Below are 19825 nucleotides of genomic sequence, written 5' to 3' on the forward strand. Positions count from 1 at the left end.
AACAAAACCCGGAGAGCCTCCTTCATGTACCCCAAAAACACCTGGTACGTAGCCTGCACCCCCGACGAAATCGCCACCAAACCCTTGGGCCGGCAGATCTGCGGCGAGAAGATCGTGTTCTACCGCGCCCAGGAAAACCGCGTGGCCGCCGTCGAGGACTTCTGCCCGCACCGTGGTGCGCCGTTGTCGCTGGGTTACGTTGAAAACGGCAATCTGGTGTGTGGTTACCACGGCCTGGTGATGGGCTGCGATGGCAAGACCGTGTCGATGCCGGGCCAGCGGGTACGGGGCTTTCCCTGCAACAAAACCTTCGCCGCCGTCGAGCGCTACGGCTTCATCTGGGTCTGGCCCGGCGACCAGGCGTTGGCCGACCCGGCGCTGATCCCGCACCTGGAATGGGCCGTCAATGAAGAGTGGGCCTATGGCGGTGGGCTGTTCCATATCGGTTGCGACTACCGCCTGATGATCGACAACCTGATGGACCTCACCCACGAAACCTACGTGCACGCCTCCAGCATCGGCCAGAAGGAAATCGACGAGGCGCCGCCCGTCACCACCGTCACCGGCGACGAAGTGGTCACCGCCCGGCACATGGAAAACATCATGGCGCCGCCCTTCTGGCGCATGGCCCTGCGTGGCAACGGGCTGGCAGACGATGTGCCGGTGGACCGCTGGCAGATCTGCCGCTTCACCCCGCCCAGCCATGTGCTGATCGAAGTAGGCGTGGCGCACGCCGGCAAAGGGGGCTATCACGCGGATGCGCAGCACAAGGCGTCGAGCATCGTGGTGGACTTCATCACGCCAGAGAGCGACACCTCGATCTGGTACTTCTGGGGCATGGCGCGCAATTTTGCGGCGCAGGACCAGGCGCTGACCGACAACATCCGGGAAGGCCAGGGCAAGATCTTCAGCGAAGACCTGGAGATGCTGGAGCGGCAGCAACAGAACCTGTTGGCCTACCCGGAACGCAACCTGCTGAAGCTGAACATCGATGCCGGTGGCGTGCAGTCGCGCAAGATCCTGGAGCGGCTGATTGCCAAAGAGCGCATGCCGCAACCACAACTGATTGCCACCAGCGCTACCCCTGCCTGAGGAGAAGCCAAGATGATCGATGCCGTAGTGGTTTCCCGCAACGATGAAGCGCAGGGCATTTGCAGCTTCGAGCTGGCAGCGGCGGATGGCAGCCTGCTGCCCGCGTTCAGCGCTGGCTCGCACATAGATGTGCATTTGCCCGATGGGCTGGTGCGCCAGTATTCCTTGTGCAACCACCCCGAAGAGCGCCACCGCTACCTGATCGGTGTGCTCAACGACCCGGCCTCGCGGGGTGGTTCACGCCGCCTGCACGAGCAGGTACAGGCCGGCGCACGCCTGCGCATCAGCGAACCCCGCAACCTGTTCCCGCTCGTGGAAGGGGCGCGGCGCAGTGTGCTGTTTGCGGGAGGCATCGGGATTACCCCGATCCTGTGCATGGCCGAGCAGCTGGCGCAAAGCGGTGGGGATTTCGAACTGCACTACTGCGCCCGCTCGAGTGAGCGTGCCGCCTTTGTCGAACGCATTCGTAAAGCGCCTTTCGCCGACCGCCTGTTCGTGCATTTTGATGAGCAGCCGGAAACGGCACTGGACATTGCCCGGGTGCTGGATAACCCGCAGCCGGATGTACACCTGTATGTGTGTGGGCCGGGTGGTTTCATGCAGCATGTGCTGGACAGCGCCAGGGGCCTGGGTTGGCAGGAGGCTTGCCTGCATCGGGAATATTTTGCCGCAGCGCCGGTGGATGCCAGCAACGACGGCAGTTTCTCGGTACAGGTCGGCAGCACCGGCCAGGTGTTCGAGGTACCCGCCAACCAGACAGTGGTGCAGGTGCTGGAGCAGCACGGCATCGAGATTGCGATGTCATGCGAACAGGGCATTTGCGGCACCTGCCTGACGCGCGTGCTGCAAGGCACGCCAGATCATCGCGACATGTTCCTCACCGAAGAAGAGCAGGCGCTGAACGATCAGTTCACGCCCTGCTGCTCGCGCTCGAAAACACCCCTGCTGGTGCTGGACATCTGAACCGGCCTACGACGAGGGCAGAATCACCTTCATGCCCTCTTCCACCGTTGCCCCGCCGAAGGTTTCGGCGTAGCGCAAGGTGGCGTTGGCGTGCTCGCGCATAATGGCTTCGGCGCGGGCACCCTGGCGATTGACCAAGGCATCGAACGCCGCATGGTGTTGCATGTGCGCGAAGTTGAAGCGCCGGTATTCACGGGCCAGGTCGTGGCGGTCCACGGCCAGCGCTGTGACGGAGGCAAACGGCAGGTGATCGTTGCGCGCCAGGGCATCGGCGATGGCCGGATTATGGCTGGCTTCGATGATGACCTGGTGAAAGCGCATGTTGAGGTCGTGGTAGGCCTGCAGGTCTTCTTCGGTAACGAAGCCCTTGTCGAACAACTGGTCGCCTTCGACCAGGCAGCGTTGCAGCGCTTCGCGGGCCTGGGCTGACAGGCCACGTTCCGCAGCCTGGCGGGCAGCCAGGCCTTCCAGTACGCCGCGTACCTCGACTGCGCCGGCGATGTCATCGGCACTGACCGAGCGCACCTGAAAACCCCGACCGCCAAAACGCACCAGCAGGCCTTCCTGCTCAAGGGTGCGAAACGCCATGCGCACCGGCATGCGTGACACGCCGAACAGTTCAGCGGTGGGGACTTCCATCAAGCGCTCGCCAGCTGCAAGCTCGCCCGAGGCGATCATCTTGCGCAACGCGACCAGCACCATTTGACCAGGCTTGCTCATCCGGGCGACTTCCAGGGACATGAGCGGGCATCTTAGCGTAAGGCGGGGAGGTGCTGTTGGCTTGTTCGGGCAATACCAGAGACAGTGCGGCGTATCATTGGGGCTGCTGCGCAGCCCCAGTGCCTTAAAGGCGGCGCGGTGCAAGCTTTTATAGCGACAGCGGATAGCTGACGATCAGGCGGGTCTGGTCGAAATCACTGTTGAAGCTTCGCCGGTTGGTCGCGTTGTTCAGCCGGATGTTAAGGTTTTTCAACGCCCCGCTCTGGAAGGTGTAGTTCACTTCGGTATCGCGCTCCCACTCCTTGCCATTGCTGCCGGCCGCCGTGGTCGCGTTCTCGCCATGCCCGTAACGCACCATGGCCAGCAGCCCTGGCACCCCCAATGCGGCAAAGTTATAGTCGTAACGCACTTGCCACGAGCGCTCGTCGGCGTTGCTGAAGTTGCCGTTGAACATGTCGTTGCCCAAGGTACGGCCGCTGCTGCCATACACCGACATCCACTGGCTGTCGCCACTGACCTTCTGCAACCCCAGGTACAGCGTATGGCCACTGTGCGAGGCCGACAGCAAGGCGTAACCGGTGCGGCTCTGAATGCCGCCGATGCGCGCCTGGCCGTCATCCCGGTCGATGAAATAGCCAAGATTGGCTCCCAACGTCCACTCCCCCACCCGCTGGTTGTGCAGCAGGTTGAAGTAACTTTGCTGATAGATGTCCTCCAGCTGCGAATGCCAGGCACCGATCAGTGTGCGCTGCTGGTTGAAGCGGTACTCGGCACCGGCGTAGTTGAAGCCGTCCGAGGTGACCCCGGGCGCGGCCCAGGCAGAAAGGTCTTGCATGTCGGACGAGTTGCGCAGGCTTACTTCACGGTACTGGCCGGCCTGCAGACTCAAGCCTTCGATCTCTCGCGAATCAAGCATCGCCCCACGGAATGTCTGCGGCAGCAGGCGGCCATCGTCGTAGCGCAGCAGGGGGATGTCGGGCAGCAGCTCGCCAACCTTCAGTTCGGTCGCGCTGATACGCAGCTTCGCCGCCAACCCTGCCCGGCCATAGTTGTCGGCTGCACGCCCGTCATCGTGCACCGGCAGCAATTCGGAACCGCTGGTGCCACCGCCGCTGTCCAGCTTCACACCGAACATGGCGATACCGTCCAGGCCAACACCGATCAACCCCGGGGTGTAGCCAGAGCTGAACTTGAAGATGAAGCCCTGAGCCCATTCTTCGACCTTGCCCTTGGCCGCCCCCGGGTCGCGGAAATCGCGGTTGAAGTAGTAGTTGCGCAGGGTCAGCCCGGCCTTGGCATCGTCAAGGAAGCCCCCCTCCTCGGCCCAGGCCGGCAAACCCAGGCCAAGCGCCAGCGATACCGCCAGAACCGAACGGGCCAGCGTGCAAGTTGTGTGCATCATTATTATTGTTCTCCGCTTTACTTGGGCGCAGCCGCCCGCCCCAGGCCAACAGACACCTGGGGCGATAAGCTGCATTCAGGTGCCCGGCCAGGCCGGGCGGCACTTAGTGGCTCAATGCATCGGTAGGTAGAGCAGGTGCCGGCTTGGCCGCTGGCCGCAGCAACAGCAGGCACCCTGCCGCCAGCACGAACACGCTGGCGAACACTCCGTACAGGTGCAGCGGTTGCCAGCCGCCATCGAGCAACACACCCGCCACGGTGGGCGACAGGATCGCCCCCATGCGCCCGATGCCGATGCCCCAGCCCACGCCTGTTGCACGTACCGAAGCGTCATAGACCACCGGCGACAACGCATACAGCCCGGCCACGCAGCCATTGGAAAACAGCCCGATCAGCAGCCCCAGCGCCAGCGCCGCACTGACCGACGCGCCATTGACCACGAACAACACCAGCAGCGCTGCGGTGATAAGCATGAACAACGCCAGCACCCGCGTGAGTGGCCAACGCGAAGCCAGGCCGCCGATCAGCGCCGCGCCGAGGATGCCGCCGACGCTCAGCAGCACCCCGCCGGTAATGCCCTGCTGTGCCGACAGGCCAGCGGCGACCAGCAGTTTCGGCGTCCAGCTCATGACGAAGTAGAAGCCGAACATGACCAGGAAAAACAGCAGCCAGATCACCAGCGTGGTGCGGCGCATGTCAGGCGCCAGCAGTTGCCGGAAGCCGCTGGCGGCGCCCTGCTTACTTTCAGTGGGTGTTGGCAGTTGTGCCAGCGCCGGCTGGCCGAGGCGAACGGCCAGGCGATTGACCCGTGCCAGCGCATTAGCCGGGCGACGTGCCAGCAGAAAGTCCAGCGACTCCGGCAACCACAGCAGCACCAGCGGGATCACCAGCACGGTGACAATGCCACCAAACAGGAACACCGAGCGCCAGCCCCACTGCCCCAGCAGCCACACCGCCAGCAAGCCACCCAACGTCGCGCCCAGGGCGTAGCCGGTGGACTGCAGGCTCACCGCCAGCCCGCGCCAGCGTTTGCTGGCGTACTCACTGGCAATCACGTTGCTGCTGGCCAGGATGCCGCCGATGCCCAGCCCGGTCAGGCCACGCAGCAACGCCAGCTGTAGCGGGCTTTGGCTCATCGCCGAAAGCAGCATGCCGATACCCGACAGCCCCAGGCACAGCAGGATCAGCGGGCGGCGGCCAAAGCGGTCGGCCCACGGCGCAATGAACAACGAGCCGGCCGCCATGCCGAACAGGCCGGCGCTGAGCAGCAGCCCTACCTGCGCCCCGTTCAGGCCCCACTCGGCAGACACCGAGGCAGCCGTGAAGGCCATCACCAGTACGTCGAAGCCATCGATCATGTTGAGGATGATGCAAATACCAATGGCCAGGCATTGGAAGCGGCCCATCGGGTCGTTGTCCAGGCGTTGCTTGAGATCGGCATTCATAAGGTCACCTGCCGGTTCACAGGTGGGAGAACAGATACGCACACGCAGGCAAAGCGCAAGGAACCCTGACGGTTCCGTCCCCTTGGAAAGCCACTCATGACTGGACCCTTTTTGTAATTGTTGTCGCATACGGCTGGAGGGATCCGGCCGTTGTCAGGCGCTAATCAACCAGATAGTGGATCCACAAACAATCACTTCAAGGGTGGAGGCTCAGGGTGTAACGCGGTGAGCAAAGAAACAAAACGACAAAGAATCAATTTTTATTGATTATTTTCAACATCTTACATATTTATACCGAAAAAGATTTCTTGTTCGTTTATCGCACAAATTTTATTTATGGATCCATAAATACACCAAAATCGAGCTCAATCCTCTTCACCAAGGGTTAGCCATGAACAAATCTTCATGATGTGCGCCAGCGCCCTGATCACGGGGCACGCAGCCCATACCCGCTTTCTGATGGGCGCCACTCACCTTGAGGCGGCGGGGCGTGTTGCGTAGCATCCCCCGCCCGTTCGCGCGCCCGCACAGCCAACGCGATACCCGTAGAAAGAAGAGCCCCGATGCCACAGCCCATCCCCCTCAAGGACCACGAAAAGGAAAAGCACCTGGTCAACCGCCGGCTTCTGGCCTGCGCCGCCCTGGTGTTCAGCCTGTGTGCCGTTCTGGTGGGACGGCTGTACGTATTGCAGGTGCTGCAGCACGACCAGCAGACCGCCGTGTCGGAAAACAACCGCGTGCACGTACTGCCCATCGCCCCCGAACGCGGGCTGATCTACGACCGAAACGGCGTGGTACTGGCTGACAACAAACCCAGCTTCGACCTGACCATGACGCGCGAGCGGGCCGGTGGCGATACGGCCAAGGTGCTCGATACCCTGACCCAGGTACTGGGCCTGACCGAGGACGACCGCAAGCAGTTCGACAAGGACCTGCGCCGGGGTCGCAAACCGTTCGAGCCCGTAACCTTGATGGTGGGCTTGAGCGAAGAGCAGATCGCCCTGGTGGCCGTGAACCAGTTCCGCCTGCCAGGCCTTGAGGTAGAGCCGCAGTTCATCCGCGAGTACCCGCTGGCCGAACATTTCGCCCATTCGGTAGGCTATGTGGGGCGTATCAACGAGAAAGAAGCCAAGGTCCTCGACAGTACCGAGTACCGAGGCACCCAATCGATCGGCAAGACCGGCATCGAACACTTCTACGAAAGCCAACTGCACGGCCACGTGGGCTACGAAGAGGTCGAGACCAACGCCCAGGGCCGGGTGATGCGCGTGCTCAACCACAAGGCCCCGACCCCTGGCCAGGACATCGTCCTGACCCTGGACGCCCACCTGCAGATCGCCGCAGAAAAAGCGCTGGGCGACCGCCGCGGCTCGGTGGTGGTGCTGGACCCGGCCAATGGCGATGTACTGGCGATGGTCAGCAACCCCAGCTTCGACCCCAACCTGTTCGTAAAAGGCATCAGCTTCAAGCAGTACGCCGAACTGCGCGACTCCATCGACCGCCCGCTGTTCAACCGCGTGCTGCGCGGCCTGTATGCCCCAGGCTCGACGGTGAAGCCGGAGGTAGCCATCGCAGGCCTCGACAGCGGCGTGATCACCCCGGGCAGCCGGGTGTTCGACCCGGGCTACTACGAACTGCCCAACTACGACCACAAGTACCGCAACTGGAACCGCAGCGGCGACGGCTGGGTGGACATGTACACCGCCATCATGCGCTCCAACGACACTTACTTCTACGACCTGGCGCACAAGCTGGGCATCGACCGCCTGCACGACTACATGGCCGAGTTCGGGCTGGGCCAGAAGGTATCACTGGACATGTTCGAGGAAGCCTCCGGGCTGATGCCGTCGGCCGAGTGGAAGCGTGCCACGCGCCGCCAGGCATGGTTCCCGGGCGAAACGCTGATCCTGGGCATTGGCCAGGGCTACATGCAGGTCACCCCGCTACAACTGGCCCAGGCCACCAGCCTGCTGGCGAGCAAAGGGGTATGGCACCGCCCGCACCTGGCGATGACCGTGGGCGGCGATACGCCAGTCGATCCTAACCCGATGCCCAACATCGTGCTGCACGACAAACATGCCTGGGACCAGGTCAGCCAGGGCATGCAGATGGTCATGCACGACCCGCGCGGCATCGCCCGTGCGGCGGCAGCTGGGGCGCAATACCGGATTGCCGGCAAGAGTGGTACCGCGCAGGTGGTAGCGATCAAGCAGGGCGAACGTTACAACCGCAACAAGACCCTGGAGCGGCACCGTGACAACGCCCTGTTTGTCGGCTTTGCACCGGCCGACCACCCAAGTGTGGTGGTGGCGGTGATGATCGAGAACGGTGAGGCGGGGGGCCGGGTGGCAGGGCCGGTGGTGCGGGAGGTGATGGATGCTTATCTGCTGGATGAGCAGGGGCATCTGAAGCCTGAGTTCGCGGGAGGAGTGACGGCCCACAGCGCGCCACACATTTAAGCATTTTGGGGTGCCTCGCCAGAGCGAAAATCAGCCATGGGCTTACCGGCCTCTTCGCAGGCGTGCCCGCTAAGCGGCCGGCGATACAAACGTTCAACCCCAGGTCAGACTGGCTTGTCATTGTGAGTGAATCATTCGCCCAGGTAGGCCTTCTTCACCTGGTCGTCATGCAGCAGGGTCTTGGCGCAGCCTTCCAGGCTGATGCGCCCACCATCAATCACGTAGGCGCGCTGGCAGGTTTGCAGCGCCAGCCGGGCGTTCTGCTCCACCAGCAGCAACGTCACCCCACCCTTGACCACCTCGAGGATGGTTTCGAAAATCTTCTGCACGATGATCGGCGCCAACCCCATGGACGGCTCGTCCAGCAACAGCAGCTTGGGCCGCCCCATCAATGCCCGGGAAATCGCCAACATCTGCTGCTCGCCACCCGACATGGTGCCGGCCAGCTGGAAGGCGCGCTCCTTCAGGCGCGGGAAGATGCCGTACATGCGCTCGATGTCGGCAGCGATGGCGTCCTTGCCGTCGCGCCGGCTGAAGGCGCCCATTTCGAGGTTTTCGTGCACCGTCAGCTTGGGAAAGATCCCTCGCCCCTCCGGCACCAGCGCCAGCCCTTCGCGGATCAGGTCGTGGCCCTTGATCGCCGCATGCGCCTTGCCATCGAAGGTGATGCTGCCGGCACTCGGCTTCAGTAGCCCGGCCAGCGTTTTCAAGGTGGTGGTCTTGCCCGCGCCGTTGGCGCCGATCAGCGCCACCATCTCACCCTCGCCCACCCTCAGGTCGATGCCCTTGATGGCCTGGATGGCGCCATAGCTGACCCTCAGGTCGCTCACTTGCAGAATGTTCTTCATGCCACTGCCTCTGCACCCAGATAAGCCTCGATCACGCGTGGATCCTTGCGCACGTCGGCCGGCAAGCCGTCGGCGATCTTGCGACCGAATTCAAGTACGGTGATGTGGTCGCACAGGCCCATCACCAGTTTCACGTCGTGCTCGATCAACAACACGGTTTTGCCATCCGCCTGCATCTTGCACATCAGTTGGCGCAGGCCTTCGGTTTCCGAAGCGTTCATGCCTGCAGCCGGCTCGTCGAGTGCAATCAGCTTGGGTTCGGTGGCCAGAGCCCGGGCGATTTCCAGGCGACGCTGGTCGCCGTAGGACAGGCTCTTGGCCAACTCGCCGGCCAGGTGGCCGATGCCCACGTAATTCAGCCAGTAACGGGCGGCCTGGCGGATCTCGCGCTCTTCACGCACGCAGGCCGGGGTACGCAGGATGGCGCCGAACACACCGCTACGGGTACGCACATGGCGGCCAATCATCACGTTCTCCAGGGCGGTCATGTTGTGGAACAGGCGGATGTTCTGGAAGGTACGGGAAATACCCGCCTCCACCACCTTGTGCGGCTTGCTGATGCGCAGCGGCAAGCCGTCGAACATCACACGGCCCTGCTCGGCCCGGTACAGGCCGGTAAGTACGTTGAACAGGGTGGTCTTGCCAGCACCGTTAGGGCCCAACAGCCCCCGAATCTCGCCACGGCGAATGCTCAGGTCGATGCCGTGCAGTGCCTGCAGGCCACCGAAGAATTTACTGACCTGATGCAGTTCGAGAAGGATATCGCTCATGCCTTGTCCGCCTCTTTGATCGGGAGTTCGAAGGATGCCTGTTGAGGTACTGCAACGACCGGCGCGGGCTCTGCTTCCACTTCACCCTCGTGCAGCTCGGCACGGCGGCGGTCGGACGGCCACAGCCCTTCGGGCCGGAAACGCATGACCAGGATCAGCGCCAGGCCGAACACCAGCATGCGCAGGGTCGAGGCATCCAGCACGTTGCGCAGGATGTCGCGGCTGATGAAGGTAACGTTGTCCATCACCCATGGCTGGATCCAGTTGACCAGGTCGCGGAACAGCTCGGGCATCACCGACAGGATCAGCGCCCCCAGCACCACGCCACGGATCGAGCCCATGCCGCCGAGCACTACCATGGCCAGCACCATGATCGATTCCATCAGGGTGAACGATTCGGGGCTGACAAAGCCCTGATAGCTGGAGAACAGCACGCCAGACACCCCGCCAAAGGTCGCGCCCATGGCGAACGCCAGCAACTTGAGGTTGCGCTTGTTCAGGCCCATGGCCTCGGCGGCCACTTCGTCTTCACGCAGGGCCATCCAGGCACGGCCGATGCGCGACACTTCCAGGCGCTTGGACAGCACGATGCAGAGGATGACGATGAACAGGAAGAACAGGTAGTAGCTGATCACCGGCGAAACCTGCAGCCCGAATACGCTCCAGCTTTGCTGCAACGACAGCACGGGTGCCCCACCGGCATCCGGCGCATGCGCCCATGGCCCGAAATCGACGTGCAGCGGGGCAATGTCGCTGATGCCCTGGGGGCCGTTGGTGAGGTTCACCGGCTGGTCCAGGTTGTTCATGAAAATGCGGATGATCTCGCCGAACCCCAGGGTGACGATGGCCAGGTAATCGCCGCGCAACTTGAGCACTGGCGCCCCGATCAACACGCCGCAAATGGCTGCGGCCACGGCTGCCAGCGGGATGATCACCCACACCGGCCAGTCCAGCACAACCTCGATCAGGCCGGCCATTTGCAAGTGCGGCGAGGCCAGCAGTGCGTACAGGTAGGCACCAATGGCGTAGAAGCCGATGTAGCCCATGTCGAGCAGCCCGGCGTAACCGATGACGATGTTCAGGCCCAACGCCAGCAGCACGTAGAGCATGGCAAAGCCAAGGATGCGCACCCAGGTGGGGCCGAGCATGGGGATGGCCTCGATCAGGAACGGCAGGGCGATGAAGCCGAGGATCAACAGCAGGTACTGGCTCTTGAGGTTTTTCATGACCGCCTCCTCACGCCCGGTCGGCCTGGCGTTCGCCAAGCAGGCCGTTTGGCCGGAACAGCAACACCAGGATCAGCACCGCGAAGGCGAAGATGTCCTGGTAGTTGGCGCCCAGGAAACCGCCGGTGATCTGGCCGGTGTAGCCCGCTGCCAGCGACTCGATCAGCCCCAGCAACAGGCCGCCGGCCATGGCGCCGAACAGGTTGCCGATACCGCCCAGCACCGCCGCCGAGAACGCCTTCAGGCCCAGCAGCAAGCCCATGTAGGCATCGGCCTGGCCGTAGTTGATCGCACGCATTACCCCGGCGATGGCACCCAGGCTGGCGCCGATCAGGAAGGTGGCGCTGATCACGCGGTTGATGTTGATGCCCATCAACCCGGCCACTTCCTGGTTTTGCGCGGTGGCACGCATGGCCTTGCCCAGGCGGGTCTTGTCCACCAGCAGCCACAAGCCAAGCATGATCACCACGGCAATCAGCATGATCGACAGCTGCACGTTGGTGACGGTGGCGCCGAACACGTCGACCGGCTGCGTCTCGACCACTTCAGGGAAGGTCTTGTAGCCGCGCCCCCAGATCATCATCGCCAGGTTCTGCAGGGCGATGGAGATGCCAATGGCGAGAATCAGCGGGGTTAACCGCGGGGCTTTGCGCAAGGGGCGATAAGCGTACTTTTCCATGCCCTGGGCCAGCAGCATGCACACCACCACGGCGGCCATGATCGCCAGGAGCAAGGTAATCAGCCCGGGGGCAAAGCCTGCGCCAGCGAGCATCGTCAGTACCGAAATGGTCACCATGGCGCCAACCATCACCACCTCGCCGTGGGCGAAGTTGATCAGGCCGATGATGCCGTAGACCATGGTGTAGCCCAGGGCTACCAGGGCATAGATGCTGCCCAGCACCAGGCCGTTGAGGACCTGTTGCAACAAGATATCGAAATTACCGTCCACGCGCTGAATCCTCGAAACTGCGTTGTCGTCGGCGCGCGGCGGCTCAGCGCCACACGCCGACAGGCCTGGCAGGTGGGAAAAGTCTTCTTGTTATGTGGCAGGCCGGCGCCTGCTTGTTATGAGGTGCTGCTCAGTCGCGCTCGACCGACAGGGTTTTCCAGCCGCCGTCGGCGAACTGGAACACGGTGGCCGCCGGGTTCTTCAGGTTGCCCTGATCGTCGAAGGCGATGGTGCCGGTGACGCCTTCGTAACTCTGGTTCTTGAGCACAGGCAAGTACACTTTGGGGTCGTCGGAGCCGGCCTTGACCATGGCATTGATTGCCGCCCAGGTGGCGTCATAGGCGGCGGGCGACGACTGCACCACGCCCACGCCGAACTTGTCCTTGAGCTTCTGCTCGAAAGCCGCGCCCTTGGGCATGTCCTGCAACGGCGTGCCGTAGTTCCAGGCGTAGGTGCCTTCAGCGGCGCTGCCGGCCATCTGCCTGAACGAATCGTTGGGCAGGTTGCCGATGTTCATGAAGCGCGCCTTCAGGCCCAGGTTCTTCATCTGCTTGGCCATCGGGGCGGCCTGGTAGTCGAGGGCGGCAAAGAACACTGCATCGGCCTTTTGCGCCTTGGCCGTGGTGAGGATGGCATTGAAGTCGGTCGACTTGTCATTGGTGTACTCGCGCACCACCACGTTGCCACCCGCCGCCTTGACCGCCTTGGTCACCTCATCGGCCAGGCCTTGGCCATACGCGGTGCGGTCATCGAAGATGGCAATGCGCTGAGCCTTGAGCTGGCTGACCAGGTAATTGCCGGCATAACGGCCAAGGGTGGCGTCGTCGTTGACGGTGCGAAATACCGAAGCGATACCCTGGCGGGTCAAGGTGGGGTTGGTGGCCGAAGGCGAGATTTGCGGAATGCCGGCGGCGGCATAGATTTTCGAAGCGGGAATACTGGTGCCAGAGTTGTAGTGACCGATCACCACCGCCACTTTAGCGTCCACCAGCCGCTGCGCCACCGCAGTGCCTGTGCGCGGGTCGGCGACATCGTCTTCGGAAACCAGCTTGAACCGGGCCACCTTGTCACCGATTTTCAGTTGCTGCTGGTTGGCCTCTTCCACCGCAATCTGGATGCCATGCTCGACGTCCTGTCCTTGGTGCGCCGAAGGCCCGGTCAGGGGGCCGGCGAAGCCGATCCTGACAATTTCACTGCCTGCTGCGTGTGCCGTCCCCATGGCCATCAGCAATGTTACCGCGGTCGCAAGGGCTGTACGCCCTCCCTTGTTGTTATTCATGCTCAGCTCCCAGTAGTGATTGGACGAACCTCGACATCGCTTACCGCATGCAAATTGGCCGGAACGCCATCGCACTTGTAAGATAACAGTCAGCAGGCAACTGTCAATGGGTGTATGCTACGGGAGAAGGTATAATAATCTTTCCGGCGACAAGCGATGCACGCAATCAAAAAGCAGGGCATGAGCCTGGCTAGTAAGATGTTTGATAACATATGCCAACACCATCACCGCTGGTTGGCTACGGATCCCGCCGCAAGGGGCATCAGGGCTGCGCGCAACCTGCCGGAGAATCAACCGTGATGAGCCAATCAGTTTCAGGAGCAACCCTTCTATGAATGCGTCGTTAGGCACGCGCCGCGCCAACCTGGCGGAAACCGTTATCCAGGAGCTTTCCAGCCGGATCGACAACGGCACCTACGGCCCGGGCGACAAACTGCCGTCCGAACAGGAGCTGTGCAAAGAGTTCAACGTCAGCCGCCCCGTCATCCGCGAGGCGGTGGCCTCGCTGCGCCTTGGCGGGCGCCTGATCGCTCGCCAGGGTGTGGGCGTATTCGTGGTCGAGCAGGATGTAAAGCGCATCGGCTTCGCCATCGACAGCGTTGTCGATGATGTACGCGCTGCAGCGCAGATCCTTGAACTGCGCCTGGGCATCGAGACCGAATCGGTCGCCCGCGCCGCCGAGCGCCGCAGCCCTGCGAGCATGGCGGCGATCACCGAGGCGTTCGACCGCTTCAACTCGCTGGACGGCGCCACGCAAGAGGAAGAAGCCAAGGCCGACTTCGAGTTCCACCTGGCGATTGCCCGCGCCACCAGCAACCCGCACTTCACCCAACTGCTGGAGGCGCTGGGGCCGGACATCATCCTCGACCTGAACCTCAAGCATGGGCAGGTCACCGGCAAGAACCGCCAGGCGCATATCAAGAAAATCGCCCGTGAACACGGGGCAATCCTGTCGGCAATCAGCATGGGCGACGTGGCCAGTGCGCGCACGGCGCTGCGCAAACACCTGGAAGAGAGCCTGTCGCGGTATCAGCGCTTGCTCGACAGCAAGGCCTGATCGCTGCCCTGCGCTGGCCTCTTCGCGGTTGAACCCGCGAAGCAGGCGACGCAGTTCATGAACAACGCATCAGGCGCGCAGCTGGTACCAGGTGGTCTTGAGCTGCGAATACTTATCGAACGAATGCAGCGACAAGTCGCGGCCAAACCCCGACTGCTTGCCCCCGCCGAACGGCACCGTCACATCCAGCGCATCTACCGTGTTCACCGACACCGTACCGGCCTTCAACGCCCGCGCCACCCGGTGCACCTGATTGAAGTCATCGCTCCACACCGAGGCAGCCAGGCCATAAATGCTGTCGTTGGCCAGGCGCACCGCCTCTTCTTCCGTGTCGAAGGCGCTGACCGCCAGCACCGGCCCGAACACTTCCTCCCGCGCCAGGCGCATGCGCCCCTCGACACCGGCAAAAATGGTCGGCTCGATGTAGTTGTCCGAGCCTTCGACAGTCAAGCGTCGACCGCCACACACCAACCTGGCGCCCTCTTGCCCGGCGCGGGCAATGGCGGCCTCGATGCGGCCGGTCTGCTCGGCATCGACAATGGCACCGGCGCGGCTTGCCGGGTCCAGCGGATTACCCGGCATCCATTGGCGTGCCTTGGCCTGCAGACGCTCGACAAATTCGTCATGAATCGAACGCTGCACATACAGCCGCGAGTTGGCCGAGCATACCTCGCCCTGGTTGAAGAAAATGCCGAAGGCGGCCTTTTCCGCCGCCAGGTCGAGGTCCTGGCAGTTATCGAACACCAGGTTGGGGCTTTTGCCACCACATTCCAGCCACACTTGCTTGAGGTTGGATTGCGCCGAGTACTGCATGAAGTACTTGCCCACCTGGGTAGAGCCGGTGAACACCAGACAGTCTACGTCCGGGTGCAGGCCCAGCGCCTGTCCGGCCTGCTCACCCAGGCCCGGTACCACGTTCAACACACCTTCCGGCAAGCCTGCCTCCAGGGCCAGCCGGGCCAGACGCAGGGCCGAGAACGGGGATTGCTCGGCGGGCTTGAGTACCACGCTGTTGCCGGCCGCGAGCGCCGGGGCCAGCTTCCAGGCGGCCATGTCGAGCGGGAAGTTCCAGGGCACCACGGCGGCGACCACACCGAGCGCTTCCCGGGTGATGGTGGCAAGCGCGTTGGGCGCAGTGGGTGCCACCTGGTCGTAGAGTTTGTCCAGCGCCTCGCCGTACCAGGCGAATACATGGGCCGAGCCCGGCACATCGATGTTGTAGGCATCCATGACGGGCTTGCCCATGTTCAGCGAGTCCAGCAAGGCCAGTTCTTCGCGATGGGCCATGATCAGCTCGGCCAGGCGCAGCAGCACCTTCTTGCGCTCGCCGGGAGCCATGCGTGGCCACGGGCCTTGCTCGAAGGCCCGGCGGGCGCTGGCCACTGCAAGGTCGACTTCGGCCTGGCCGCAGGCAGTGACCTGGGCCAGTACGGCGTTGGTGGCGGGGTTGATGGCGGCGAAGGTGGCGCCATCCTGTGCGTTGACGGCTTTGCCGCTGATAAATGCCTGGGACGGGAGGTACAGGTCCGAGGCGCGTTGTTGCCAGAATTCGAGGGTGTACATTTGTACTCCTTATACCCTTGGAGCAGTCTTTTGATGAAGGGCTACGCGTTTCCTGTGGGAACGGGTTAGAGTTTGCCGACCAACCGGGCCGTGCGGTCCACGGCAATCCGCGTCTTCTCCACCAGCTCATCCAGCTCGCTGTGGTTGGCGATCAAGGCCGGCGCCATGATCATCCGGCCCAGGGTCGAGCGAATGATCACCCCCTCCTCGAAACCGAACGTACGGCACTGCCAGGCCAGGTCGTTCTCGTTGGCAAAACGCTTGCGCGTTGGCTTGTGCTCGGCAAACTGCAACGCCGCCACCAGTCCGGCACCCTGCACCTGGCCGATCAACGGGTGGTCAGCGAACACCTCGCGCAAGATGCGTTGCAGGTAGGGCCCGGTGTCGTCCTTCACCTGGCGCACGATGCCTTCGTCGCGCAGCGCCTTCAGGTTGGCAATGGCCACCGCCGCCGCCACCGGGTGGCCGGAATAGGTCAGGCCATGGGCAAACACCCCACCGCGCTCTACCAACGCTTCGGCAATGCGCTTGCTCAGCACCAGGCCGCCCATGGGCACGTAGCCACTGGTCAGTCCCTTGGCGATCGACAGGGTGTCGGGCTCGAAGCCGAAGTATTCGTGGGCAAACCACTCGCCGGTGCGACCAAAGCCCCCAATCACCTCATCGGCGCAGAGCAGCACGTCGTACTGGCGGCAGATGCGCTGAATTTCCGGCCAGTAGCTTTCCGGCGGGAAGATCATGCCGCCCGCACCCTGGAAAGGCTCGGCAATAAAGCCGGCAACGTTCTCGGCGCCAAGCTCGAGGATTTTTTCCTCCAGCTGCAAGGCGCAACGGCGGCCAAACTCGACCGGGGTCAGCTCGCCACCCTCTGCGTACCAGTACGGCTCATCGATGTGCGCAACGTCCGGAATCAACCCGCCCATTTCGTGCATGAACTTCATGCCGCCCAGCGCCGTGGCCGCCAGGGTCGAACCGTGGTAGCCGTTCCAGCGGCCGATCATGATTTTCTTGCCTGGCTGACCCACCACCTGCCAGTAGCGGCGCACGGTGCGGATCAGCACCTCGTTGGCCTCGGAGCCGGAGTTGGTGTAGATCGCGTGGCTGTAGTGCCCTGGCAGCAGGCTGAACAGCAACTCGGACAGCTCGATCACCGCCGGGTGGGTGGTGTGGAAGAACATGTTGTAGTAGGCCAGCTGGTCCATCTGCGTGGCAGCGGCGGCCGTCAGATCGCGGCGGCCGTAACCGAGCTGGGTGCACCACAGGCCAGACATGCCATCCAGGTAGCGCTTGCCCTCGCTGTCCCACAGGTGCAGGCGTTCGCCACCCACGATCACCCGCGGCCCTTCGGCGTTCAGCGCCTTCTGGTCGAGGAAGGCATGGATATGGTGTGCGGCGTCGGCTGCCTGGTAGTCACGGGTCTGGCGTTGCGGGGCGAAAGGCGCGTTCATTGTTGGTTTTCCTTTGCGGTGGGGGTTGCAGGGCAGCCGTCGCTCAGCGCAGCTTGCCCATGTAGCTTTCAAGCGGATCCTTGCCCAGCACGCCCTGGGCATTGGCCAGCGCGTCGATGAACAGGGAAAACAGCTCGGACTGGGTGCCGATGTCGAGCTTGGCGTAGACGTTCTTGCGGTGCGACTTGATGGTGTCTTCCGAAACACCCAGGCGCTCGGCCAGCGACTTGGTCGAGTGGCCACGCAGGATCAGCTGGGCGATGCGGCATTCACGCTCGGTCAGCAACGAGCTGCCGAAGTTGTTCAGCGCAGCGTGGATGCGTTGTTCGAGGATGTTCTCGAAACGCCCGGCGCGGCTGTCCAGCCCGGCGAAGTGCTTGCCGAGTACCGCCAGCACCCAGGGCGTGACGCGCCCGAACAGCTCGCGGGTCTGTGTATCGAGCTTGTCGGTAAACGCCAGCGACACCGCCAGGCTTTGCCCGGGCGCCACCTGCAGGATGTAGTTGAGCTCATCTTCCAGGTGCGAGTGCCGGTAGAACGACTGGTAGTACTCGCTGACCTCGAAGTGGTCGGGAGCCACTTCGAACAGGCCATAGCAACCGGACGCGACCTGCTCCACGCAAGCACCGTAAAACGGGTCGAGCAGGTAGAAGCCCGACAGGTAGCGGCTGACATTGCCCTCGGGCTGCCAGGGCGCCTTGTCGTCCTGCTCGAACAGCGCGCAAGGCATGCCGTCGTGCGGGTAGAGGTACACCGTGGTCGCCTGGATCGGCCGGATCACGCCAAGTGCGACAAACAGGTTGGCGGCGAAGCCCGGGCGACCGATGGCCTCGGTGACCTTGGCCAGGTGCTCGAACCACTGTTCTGAAAGCAATTGATTAGTCACTGTGGGCCTGCCGTTTCTATTCAGTGGCACCGCCGCCAGTGCGGTGCGTTGTTGACCAGATCCTCCCACGCCGCTGCAGGTACCGAAATCACCCGTTGGGGTGAGTCGGCCAAGGGTCGCCCCCCTCACCCCAAAGGGTGATTCCGGGCACCCACAGGGTGTGGGAGCATCAAACCGCCCCAGCGCTGCGAGCCTTGCGCTCGACCTCCTTGCACACCACCCACCGGTAGCGAGCCTGCTCGCGTACTGCGGTGCCCTGCATCCCTTTCCAGGAGTTAGCAATGCATACAACAACAAGTACAGCCCATTCGCCTGCTTCGCATGCACCGTCACACCCCGGCACCAACACTGGCCGCTTCCGCAAGTCCATGGGCATGACCGCCCTGGTGCTGTTCGGCCTGGCCTACATGGTGCCCCTGGCCGTCTTCACCACCTACGGGCTGGTCACCCAGATGACCAAAGGGCACCTGCCCACCGCCTACCTGCTCACCCTCGCCGCCATGCTGCTCACCGCCTACAGCTACGGCCGCATGGTCCAGGCCCACCCCTACTCCGGCTCGGTCTACACCTACACGCGCAAAGCCTTCGGCAGCCACATCGGTTTCATCACCGGCTGGACGCTGCTGCTCGACTACATCTTCCTGCCACTGCTCAGCTACCTGCTGATCGGCATCTACATGTCGGAATACTTTCCGGCGATCCACGCCTGGGTGTGGGTGGCGGGCTCCATCGCCCTGGTCACCTTCCTCAACCTGATCGGCATCGAGTCGATCACCCGCGTCAACTGGATCCTGGTGGTGGCGCAGCTGGTGTTCATCATCGTCTTCGTCGCCCTGTCCGTGCTCAAGCTCAACGGACAGGCGGAGTCGGTGTCGCTGCTGGCGCCCTTCCATCACGAAGGCTTCAACGTGCCGTTGATCATGACGGGCGCCGCTGTGCTGTGCCTATCGTTTCTCGGCTTTGATGCGGTGTCGACCATGGCAGAGGAAACCAGCAACCCGACCTACCGCATTCCCGTGGCGATCCTGGCCGTGTCGCTGATCGGCGGCCTGCTGTTCCTGGTGGTGTCGTACTGCGCACAGATGGTGTTCCCCGACTGGGGCAGCTTTGCCGACCCCGACTCGGCCTCGGTGGATGTCATGCGCCGGGTGGGCGGCGAATGGCTGGTTACCGCGTTCACCGCCACCTACGTGGCCGGCTGCTTCGCCTCGGCCATGGTGTCCCAGGCCAGCGTGTCACGCGTGCTGTTCGCCATGGGCCGCGACGGCGCATTGCCGCGCGCGTTCGGCCAGCTGGTGACGAAAAAGCGCGTACCGGCGACTGCCATTCTGGTGGTCAGCCTGATGTCCCTCATCGCCCTGGTCATCACCCTCGACACCGTGGCCAACATGATCAGCTTTGGCGCCCTGTTCGCCTTTTCGGCGGTAAACCTGGCGGTGGTCAAGCACTACCTGGTCGATCAGAAGCTACGCGGAGGCCGCAACTACCTGCTGTATGGCGCCATTCCCGGCCTGGGCTTCCTTAGCACCCTGTGGTTGTGGAGCAGCCTGACCAGCCTGTCGTTCACCATCGGCCTGTGCTGGATGGGCATGGGGCTGGTGGTGCTGATGGGGCTGACCAAGGCGTTCCGGGTGAAGCTGCCGGAGTTGCAGATGGCCGAGTGACGCTGAGCACCGGGTGATAACCGCTCGTTATCACCCGATCCGCATTAATCATTAT

General features: G+C 63.0%; 16 protein-coding genes. 5 read left to right on the forward strand and 11 right to left on the reverse strand.

Features of this window, described 5'->3' with window-relative positions; translation table 11 throughout:
* The first annotated feature begins 24 nt into the window (after positions 1–24).
* Positions 25–1092 carry an aromatic ring-hydroxylating oxygenase subunit alpha gene (locus B9A31_RS16385; RefSeq protein ID WP_019098882.1) on the forward strand — a complete coding sequence of 356 codons (1068 nt, stop codon included), beginning with the start codon at positions 25–27 and terminating at the stop codon, positions 1090–1092.
* Between the two features lie 12 nt (positions 1093–1104).
* Positions 1105–2055 carry a PDR/VanB family oxidoreductase gene (locus B9A31_RS16390; protein WP_025754521.1) on the forward strand — a complete coding sequence of 317 codons (951 nt, stop codon included), beginning with the start codon at positions 1105–1107 and terminating at the stop codon, positions 2053–2055.
* A 6-nt stretch (positions 2056–2061) separates the two neighbouring features.
* Here B9A31_RS16390 and B9A31_RS16395 read toward each other — a convergent pair whose 3' ends face one another.
* The 3 genes from B9A31_RS16395 to B9A31_RS16405 all read right to left on the reverse strand — a co-directional run bounded on the left by B9A31_RS16395 (position 2062) and on the right by B9A31_RS16405 (position 5621).
* A complete protein-coding gene (locus B9A31_RS16395) occupies positions 2062–2775 on the reverse strand; it encodes a GntR family transcriptional regulator (protein ID WP_016714586.1) in 714 nt (237 codons plus the stop codon).
* Positions 2776–2923: 148 nt separating this feature from the next.
* Positions 2924–4177, reverse strand: a complete 1254-nt coding sequence (locus B9A31_RS16400; RefSeq protein ID WP_025754522.1) for an OprD family porin — start codon at positions 4175–4177, stop codon at positions 2924–2926.
* Between the two features lie 103 nt (positions 4178–4280).
* Positions 4281–5621 carry an MFS transporter gene (locus tag B9A31_RS16405; RefSeq protein WP_019098885.1) on the reverse strand — a complete coding sequence of 447 codons (1341 nt, stop codon included), beginning with the start codon at positions 5619–5621 and terminating at the stop codon, positions 4281–4283.
* A gap of 563 nt (positions 5622–6184) precedes the next feature.
* Here B9A31_RS16405 and mrdA point away from each other — a divergent pair.
* Positions 6185–8080 carry a penicillin-binding protein 2 gene (gene mrdA, locus B9A31_RS16410; protein WP_025754523.1) on the forward strand — a complete coding sequence of 632 codons (1896 nt, stop codon included), beginning with the start codon at positions 6185–6187 and terminating at the stop codon, positions 8078–8080.
* A gap of 131 nt (positions 8081–8211) precedes the next feature.
* Here mrdA and B9A31_RS16415 read toward each other — a convergent pair whose 3' ends face one another.
* From B9A31_RS16415 to B9A31_RS16435, 5 genes are all read right to left on the reverse strand, one after another.
* On the reverse strand, positions 8212–8928 hold the full coding sequence (locus B9A31_RS16415) for an ABC transporter ATP-binding protein (protein WP_084297152.1): 717 nt from the start codon (positions 8926–8928) through the stop codon (positions 8212–8214).
* The gene (locus tag B9A31_RS16420) at positions 8925–9698 is read right to left on the reverse strand and encodes an ABC transporter ATP-binding protein (protein WP_019098888.1); all 774 of its coding nucleotides are present in this window, start codon (positions 9696–9698) and stop codon (positions 8925–8927) included. Before B9A31_RS16420 ends, B9A31_RS16415 begins: the two co-directional genes overlap by 4 nt.
* A complete protein-coding gene (locus B9A31_RS16425) occupies positions 9695–10924 on the reverse strand; it encodes an ABC transporter permease subunit (protein WP_027615118.1) in 1230 nt (409 codons plus the stop codon). Before B9A31_RS16425 ends, B9A31_RS16420 begins: the two co-directional genes overlap by 4 nt.
* A 10-nt stretch (positions 10925–10934) precedes the next feature.
* Positions 10935–11873 carry a branched-chain amino acid ABC transporter permease gene (locus B9A31_RS16430; protein ID WP_019098889.1) on the reverse strand — a complete coding sequence of 313 codons (939 nt, stop codon included), beginning with the start codon at positions 11871–11873 and terminating at the stop codon, positions 10935–10937.
* A gap of 130 nt (positions 11874–12003) precedes the next feature.
* A complete protein-coding gene (locus B9A31_RS16435) occupies positions 12004–13152 on the reverse strand; it encodes a branched-chain amino acid ABC transporter substrate-binding protein (RefSeq protein ID WP_232062857.1) in 1149 nt (382 codons plus the stop codon).
* A 331-nt stretch (positions 13153–13483) separates the two neighbouring features.
* On the opposite strand from B9A31_RS16435, the gene B9A31_RS16440 reads away from it, so the two are divergent.
* Complete coding sequence (locus B9A31_RS16440; protein WP_016714594.1) at positions 13484–14209, forward strand: FadR/GntR family transcriptional regulator; 726 nt, start codon at positions 13484–13486, stop codon at positions 14207–14209.
* Between the two features lie 69 nt (positions 14210–14278).
* On the opposite strand, the gene B9A31_RS16445 is transcribed toward B9A31_RS16440, so the two are convergent.
* The 3 genes from B9A31_RS16445 to B9A31_RS16455 all read right to left on the reverse strand — a co-directional run bounded on the left by B9A31_RS16445 (position 14279) and on the right by B9A31_RS16455 (position 18106).
* A complete protein-coding gene (locus B9A31_RS16445) occupies positions 14279–15772 on the reverse strand; it encodes an aldehyde dehydrogenase (protein ID WP_084297154.1) in 1494 nt (497 codons plus the stop codon).
* Positions 15773–15837: 65 nt separating this feature from the next.
* Positions 15838–17220 carry an aspartate aminotransferase family protein gene (locus B9A31_RS16450; RefSeq protein ID WP_016714596.1) on the reverse strand — a complete coding sequence of 461 codons (1383 nt, stop codon included), beginning with the start codon at positions 17218–17220 and terminating at the stop codon, positions 15838–15840.
* A 43-nt stretch (positions 17221–17263) separates the two neighbouring features.
* Entirely contained in the window at positions 17264–18106 is an 843-nt protein-coding gene (locus B9A31_RS16455) for a helix-turn-helix domain-containing protein (RefSeq protein WP_016714597.1), read from the reverse strand.
* 281 nt (positions 18107–18387) lie between these two features.
* On the opposite strand from B9A31_RS16455, the gene B9A31_RS16460 reads away from it, so the two are divergent.
* Positions 18388–19770, forward strand: coding sequence for an APC family permease (locus tag B9A31_RS16460; RefSeq protein ID WP_019098893.1), 1383 nt, complete (start codon positions 18388–18390; stop codon positions 19768–19770).
* The last annotated feature ends 55 nt before the right edge of the window (positions 19771–19825 follow it).

Source organism: Pseudomonas sp. URIL14HWK12:I5 (assembly GCF_900176445.1).
Classification (GTDB): Bacteria; Pseudomonadota; Gammaproteobacteria; order Pseudomonadales; family Pseudomonadaceae; genus Aquipseudomonas; species Aquipseudomonas monteilii.